General features: G+C 52.0%; 8 protein-coding genes. 4 read left to right on the top strand and 4 right to left on the bottom strand.

Annotated features, from left to right (window positions below):
* Nucleotides 1-98: 98 nt before the first annotated feature.
* Nucleotides 99-539 (top strand): cysteine hydrolase family protein, encoded by a 441-nt coding sequence (locus KNP76_RS15200; RefSeq protein WP_251137538.1) that lies wholly within the window; start codon nt 99-101, stop codon nt 537-539.
* A gap of 106 nt (nt 540-645) precedes the next feature.
* Nucleotides 646-840: a hypothetical protein gene (locus KNP76_RS15195; RefSeq protein WP_034816495.1), complete on the top strand. Its 195-nt coding sequence runs from the start codon at nt 646-648 to the stop codon at nt 838-840.
* A gap of 25 nt (nt 841-865) precedes the next feature.
* On the opposite strand, the gene KNP76_RS15190 is transcribed toward KNP76_RS15195, so the two are convergent.
* The 4 genes from KNP76_RS15190 to KNP76_RS15175 all read right to left on the bottom strand — a co-directional run bounded on the left by KNP76_RS15190 (nt 866) and on the right by KNP76_RS15175 (nt 4,891).
* Complete coding sequence (locus KNP76_RS15190; protein ID WP_034816498.1) at nt 866-1,474, bottom strand: class I SAM-dependent methyltransferase; 609 nt, start codon at nt 1,472-1,474, stop codon at nt 866-868.
* Between the two features lie 101 nt (nt 1,475-1,575).
* Entirely contained in the window at nt 1,576-3,486 is a 1,911-nt protein-coding gene (locus KNP76_RS15185; RefSeq protein ID WP_211779835.1) for an LTA synthase family protein, read from the bottom strand.
* A gap of 214 nt (nt 3,487-3,700) precedes the next feature.
* A complete protein-coding gene (locus tag KNP76_RS15180) occupies nt 3,701-4,480 on the bottom strand; it encodes a sulfite exporter TauE/SafE family protein (protein ID WP_214845000.1) in 780 nt (259 codons plus the stop codon).
* 39 nt (nt 4,481-4,519) lie between these two features.
* The gene (locus tag KNP76_RS15175) at nt 4,520-4,891 is read right to left on the bottom strand and encodes a rhodanese-like domain-containing protein (protein ID WP_251137537.1); all 372 of its coding nucleotides are present in this window, start codon (nt 4,889-4,891) and stop codon (nt 4,520-4,522) included.
* A 112-nt stretch (nt 4,892-5,003) separates the two neighbouring features.
* Between KNP76_RS15175 and KNP76_RS15170 the strand changes: the two genes are divergently transcribed.
* Both KNP76_RS15170 and KNP76_RS15165 read left to right on the top strand, forming a co-directional pair.
* A complete protein-coding gene (locus KNP76_RS15170; RefSeq protein WP_034804381.1) occupies nt 5,004-5,300 on the top strand; it encodes a rhodanese-like domain-containing protein in 297 nt (98 codons plus the stop codon).
* 67 nt (nt 5,301-5,367) lie between these two features.
* Nucleotides 5,368-6,768 (top strand): MBL fold metallo-hydrolase, encoded by a 1,401-nt coding sequence (locus KNP76_RS15165; RefSeq protein ID WP_214844999.1) that lies wholly within the window; start codon nt 5,368-5,370, stop codon nt 6,766-6,768.
* The last annotated feature ends 119 nt before the right edge of the window (nt 6,769-6,887 follow it).

Raw genomic sequence — 6,887 nt, 5'->3', positions numbered from 1 at the left:
TGGCACACCCTCATCTGAAGGCTTGAGCAAAACAGAAATGGACTGCGCTCGCACAAGCACTTCAGAATCCCACTGCTTTAGCTGTGGGATTGTCAAAGTTGAAACGTCACTTCAAAGACAATGACTTACCGGTCATCTACTGTAACGACAACTTCGGACAGTGGAAAGACAGTACGGAGGACATCGTCCGTCACGTCGAATCATCGAACGGACGCGACATCGCAAAACGCATCGCGCCGGAAGACAAAGAGTATTTCATCATCAAGCCGCGCCATTCCGCCTTTTACGGGACGCAGCTTGACATTTTGCTGCGGCAACTCGATGTCGAAAAGATTGTCATGACCGGTGTCGCCTCAGACATCTGCATCCTCTTCTCGGCGAATGACGGGTACATGCGCGAGTATGAGCTCCACGTACCGCAAGATTGTGTCGCCGCCGAAACAGACAAGCGGAATGAGAGCGCGTTGACCGTCATCCATGAGACGCTCGGCATTCCAATCGATGCGGCCGAGGCATATATCGAACAGACGAAATCGTGACAAAAGCCTCTGACTGTTGGACACACAATCCCAACATTTCAGGGGCTTTTCCGGTTTGTTGTCAGCTATGCTAAACGTATGAAGAATTTATGAAGGATGTGACAACATGTACCTCACAATTGGATTAGCGCTCCTCGTCTGCCTGATTGCCCTCGTCTTCACGATCATGGTCGGGCTCGGGAAAGACACGTCCGAGTACAGTCAGAAAAAGAGTTGGTCGATGGTGTCCTGGATTTATATCATTTTATTGCCGCTCGCCTTTCTCGGGCTCGGGCTACTCTACTATTTCATTACCCGATGACCTGTTCATCGGGCTTTTTGTTTCATCATTTTATCGCGACCGCAATCCCAAACGGATAATGTCGGCTCGGGCGTTTCGGTTCCACGAGGACACCTCGTTGATAGTAGTAGTCGACCGATGTGAACGGTTCGAACAGCGCCTCAAACTCCGCTTCTGTGAACTGATGGGCATGAAACGGCTCATTCGTCGGCTGCCCAATTCCTTGTCCGAACGGCGTCGACAAGACGAGCGTCCCACCCGGTTTCAACATCGTCCAGACGTTTTCCATGAAGCACTCAAAGTCCGCGACATGTTCAATCGTCTCAAAACTGACGATGCAGTCGAATTGACCGAGCCGCTCCGGTAGCGTCCGGTCGAGCACGTCCCCGACGAGATAGGTGACGTTCGGATGATGGTACCGCCCTCTCGCATAAGCAATCGAGGTCTCGGATACGTCGACGCCGACGACTTCCTGCACGGTCCCTTTCAACGTCTTCGCAATCAATTGACCGCCGTAGCCGCTCCCGGTCGCGAAGTCGAGCACGCGCCCGTTCAAATACAATAATGAAAACTGATAGCGGGCAATGTGTTCGAGCAACATCCCGTTCATCGGACTCATCCGATCGGGAATGACCCGTTCTCCCGTATACTCCATTCGCTTCACTCTCTCCTGTTATGACTCTTGTCATCTTACCACGTTCGTCCGCATCTTGATTCAAGACCACAAAAAAAGAGAGATGGGACTCTCTCTTTTTTTCATTCATTCTGTTCTCTGAATCGGAGCAAATCGGAGTAGATGATCGCATCATTCATCTCGAGGACGCGATTCGCCTCTTCTTCGAGTGGCTCACATGCTTCCGGTTCGGCTGCGAGTTCGCCCGTCTCCGCTTCATAGCACATCGACTGCGTGAAGACGTGCTCTTTCGTGATCATCGTCCCGTCTCGGAAGATGGCGCGATCGTTCCGCTCTGGGGCGAACAAGTCGTTCCCGAAGCCGATTTGGTCCGACGTATCGATTCCGAGCAAATGCTGGATTGTCGGGTTCATGTCGATTTGGCTACCAATCCCGTCATGGACGACCCCTTCTTCTTGTCCCGGCAAGTGAATCGCGAACGGTACTTGCTGTAACTTCGCAACGTCATAAGGGGTGATCTCTTCTTTCCCGAGCAGGTCGGCCATCGCGGCGTTATGGTTCGTCGAGATACCGTTATGGTCGCCGTAAACGATGAAGATCGTGTCGTCCCACATGCCGTTCGCCTTCAACTCGTCGATGAACAATCCGAGCGCATAGTCCTGATAGGCGAGCGCCTGCGGGAAGTTGTTGAGCGTCGTCGAGTTCGTCTCGAACTTCGGTACGAGCTCATGCTCCTCACTCGGCATCGTGAACGGGAAATGGTTCGTGAGCGTGATGAGCTTCGCGAAGAACGGCTCCGGGAGCTCTTCAATCATCGGCACTGACTGTAAGAAAAACTCATCGTCGAGCAGTCCCCATTCCGTCATATCGGCCGGGTCGCCTAAGTCGTAATAGTCTTGGTCATAGAACGAATCGACGCCGATGTTGGCGTACATTTGGTCACGGTTCCAGAACGATTTGTTGTTCGCATGGAACACGGCCGAATGGTACCCTTCTTGCTTGATTCGCTCCGGCAACGCGTTGTACTCGTTGTCGGCGTTCGTGAAGTAGACCCCGCCGCGCGGCAACCCGAAGAGCGAGTTGTCGAGGGCGAACTCAGAGTCCGACGTCTTCCCTTGGCCGGTCGTATGGTAGAAGTTCGGCCAGAAGTGCGACTCTTCAATCAGTTTGTTCAAGTTCGGCGTGATGTATTCGCCGTTCGGCGCTTTCATATGGTTCGTGAAGTTTTGGGCCGATTCGAACGAGACGGCGATGACGTTCTTGCCTTTATACTTCCCGAACAGCTCCGGGTCCGGCGCGGCGTAGTTTTGTCGCGTGTATTGCTCGACTTCCGCCAACTCCGACCCGTCCGCCATCGCTTTTTGGGCCGACGTCTTCGTCTGGAGCATCGCGTCGTACACGTGGAAGTTGAACGTCCCAAGATTTTTGACGAGCAGTTCGCGGTCGAACGAGCGCGTCAAGAGTTCCGGGCGCTCCGTTTCGGCGAGCGCCAAGTTGAAACCGAACATGGCCGCTGCCGCGACGAACGTGGCGATGACGCGTTTACGCGACGCCTTGCCCGTCTCATTCAATTTCCAAAGCAAGAACGGCAAGACGATCAAGTCACCGACGATGAGCAAGTCCTTCCACTGGAGCAGTGAGAAGAACGAAGACGACAACGTCTCCATGTTCGACGATTGGAACAAGACCGGCACGGTCAAGAAATCCGTGAACTCTCGGTAATATGTCGTATCGGCGAACAAGATGAGCGACGAGGCCGCGTATAAGATGTAGAGGGCCCACTTGCGTTTGTTCCCGCTGAAGAAGAAGCTGAACGCGAACAAGAACAGCGTCGAGCTGAGCGGGTTGATAAGCAGGATGAACGACTGCATCGCGTTATCGATTGGGATGTTAAAGAAGAACTGATAGGCGATCGTCGATTTCGTCCACAACAGTAGCGTGAATAGCCAGAACAGACGATGCGTCCGGAACGAGTTCGCTGCCGCCTGACGGAATCGCGCCATCCTCCCTTTCGGTGGATTCATATGGTTCATTGAAAAACACTCCTTCATCATGATTCTTACATGTATCCACATAAGCATTTATATTGTTCAAATCGTGAACTCACGATTGAATGCACGGACGTATGAATCGTATTTTAACGTTCTCTTGAACTTAATTCAACTGAACAGACTGTGTGAAATCGTTGTACACCTTCCACATGTATGTGAAAAGGCTACCGAACAAAGTTCGATAGCCTGACTTCAATTACCCGACGATGTCGAGCCAAATCTTGACCGTGCTCGCCAAAATGAGGAGCGCCAAGATGAGCTGGAGCGACTTCGTCTTCATGTTTTTCCCGACGTTCGCCCCGAGCGGCGCAGCGATTAAGCTGGCGATAATCATGATGACAGCCGGCTCCCACACGATTTGGTCGGTAATAATCTTGCCTGCCGTCGACCCGATGGACGAGATGAACGTGATCGCAAGCGAGCTCGCGATCGCCATCTTCGTCGGGATGCGCAAGACGACGAGCATGATCGGCATCAAGATGAACGCTCCGGCGGCCCCGACGATGCCTGAGGCGATCCCGACGACGAACGCCGAGCCGGCCGCGATGACTTTGTTGAACGTCACTTCATCGAGCGGTAAATCTTCGACATTCTTTTTCGGCATGAACATCATGACGGTCGCAATCGTCGCGAGCACCGCATAGACGACATTAATCAAGTTCTCCGACAAGAGTGTCGACCCGTATCCGCCGATAAAGCTACCGATCAAGACAGCCACACCCATGTAAAGAATGAGCTGTTTGTTTAGATAGCCGCCTTTTCGGTATGCGTAAATGCCTCCGATTGTCGCGAAGAACACTTGAATCGCGCTAATTCCGGACACCTCATGCGCGCTGAACGCCGCAAAGCCGAGGAGCGGCGGAATGTACAACAACATCGGATATTTGATAATCGAACCGCCGATACCGACCATCCCCGAGATGAACGACCCGATGAACCCGATTAAAAAGATAGTGATGATAAACCCTAACTCCATAAAACAATCCTCCAGTTCCCTACTTACGAAAAGTAAGTTCTATTTCTGTTCCCAGGCGATCATGCCCCCGGTGACGTCGTACACTTCCGTATAGCCGCGGTCGCTCAAAATCTGAGCGGCTTGGGCGCTTCGGTTTCCGCTACGACAGATGATGTAAATCGGTTCGTCTTTCACATGAGGTAATTCGGTCGCATTTAATGAAGAAAGTGGTGCGTTCACCGCCCCCTCAATATGCCCCCCCTCGTATTCTCCCGATTCTCGTACGTCAATCAACGTTATATCTTCGTTTTCCAATCTGTTTTGTAATGTTTCAACATCAATTTTAGTAATTTTCCCCTTATTAGATGTGAATAGTACGATTAAAAGGGCGCCAACTACTAAAAATGACACCAACATCACGAGTTTACGCATTTTTTCAGCCTCCAATCTTTCTACTTGCACTCAGTATACCTTAGGGGGTATATTAAAGCCAACGAAAAATTCTCGTTGCCAAACCTGATTTAAAAAAGGAGACGATCACCACATGAAGACGATTACGACAACTGAACTTGAAACGTTGCTCAAGGCCGATGAGACGATCAACTTGATTGACGTTCGCGAGACCGATGAATATGCAGGGGGCCATATCAAGCAGGCAAAAAATGTTCCACTGTCTGAATTTGGGGAACACGTCGAAGCGCTCGACCGTTCAAAACCGATTCACGTCATCTGCGCAGCAGGCGGTCGTAGCATGAACGCCTCCGCTTATCTCGACTCGCTCGGATTTGACGTCGTCAACGTCGACGGCGGCATGATGAGCTGGACGGGCGAAACGGTCTAACGCTCTTTTCGATCCATTTCAAGAACCACAATCATTCACAGTCAACTATTCTTAGGGGGTATTTCATATGTTATTACGCTATTTCTATGATCAAAAATTAGCACAGGCTTCATATATGGTCGGTTGCCAAATGACAGGCGAGGCCGTCGTCATCGACCCGGCACGTAACATCACACCTTATTTGCAGGAAGCCGAAAAAGAAGGCATGAAAATCGTCGCCACGGCCGAGACACACATTCACGCCGACTTCGTCTCAGGCTCACTCGAGCTCGCCAAGCGCACTGGTTCGAAAGCGTACTTGTCAGATGAAGGCGACGCTTCGTGGAAATACGCGTTCGCGAAAGACATCGACTCACAACTCGTCAAAGAAGGCGACACGTTCAAAGTCGGTAACGTGACGCTCGAAGTCATGCACACACCAGGTCACACGCCGGAACATATCTCATTCTTGCTCTACGACCGCAACCAGACGCAACCGATGGGAATCTTCACAGGCGACTTCGTCTTCGTCGGCGACATCGGTCGCCCTGACCTTCTCGAAGAGGCAGCCGGTGTGAAAGGCACGACCGCAATCGGCGCCGAGCAAATGTTCGATTCGCTCAAGAAATTCAAAGCTCTCCCTGACTTCGTCCAAGTCTGGCCGGGCCACGGTGCCGGCAGCGCTTGCGGAAAAGCGCTCGGCGCCATCCCGACGTCGACGGTCGGTTACGAGAAAGCGACGAACTGGGCGCTTCAAATGACAGAAAAAGACGCGTTCATCAAAGAGTTGACGACGGACCAACCAGAGCCGCCGAACTACTTCGCGATGATGAAGAAAGTGAACAAAGAAGGCATCCAAGTGACGAACATGATTGCTCGTCCAGAAGTCGTCGGCACGGACCGCCTCGACACACTCGTCGAAGAGACGCAAGTCGTCGATACACGTAAAGGGGAAGAGTTTGCCAAAGGACACATCCCAGGCACAATCAACATCCCATACAACACGAAATTCGTCTCATGGGCCGGCTGGCTCGTCAACTTCGACAAAGACATCACGCTCATTGCGAGCGCGGAAGACGTCGATCAAGTGCAGACAGACCTCCAATCGATCGGTCTCGACCGCCTCCGCTTCGTCGTCCCAGTCGAAGAGCTCGGTCAAGAGCTATTGACGGAAACGTACACGGATGTGACAGCGGAGCAAGCCATCGAATCTGCAGAAAAAGGCGATGTGTTCGTCCTCGACGTCCGGAATGCGACGGAATGGAACGCGAGCCACTACGAGAAAGCCGAACGCATCTTGCTCGGTAAATTGGCACGCGACCACGAAGGTCTCCCGACAGACCAAACGATTGCCGTTCACTGTGCGTCCGGCGTCCGTTCACGGATGGCTGCGAGCGTCCTTCAATCGCTCGGCTACAAGGATATCCAAAACATCCTCGGTGGCTACGGTGCGATGAAGACGGTCCTCAATGCAGAACAAATTCGCTAATGCTATACTACAAACAAAGAAAGCGCCCACTAAACTGTACCCTGAGTAGTAGACACTAAAAAAGTCTACTGCTCAGGGTTTTTGTGTACACTGGACTAAATCATATTGGGAGTGAATTC

The organism is Exiguobacterium sp. s150, from assembly GCF_018618435.1.
In the GTDB taxonomy this organism is placed as follows: Bacteria; Bacillota; Bacilli; order Exiguobacteriales; family Exiguobacteriaceae; genus Exiguobacterium; species Exiguobacterium alkaliphilum.
The sequence above is the reverse complement of the archived record's forward strand: the minus strand, read 5'-3'. Positions and strand labels throughout refer to the sequence as shown.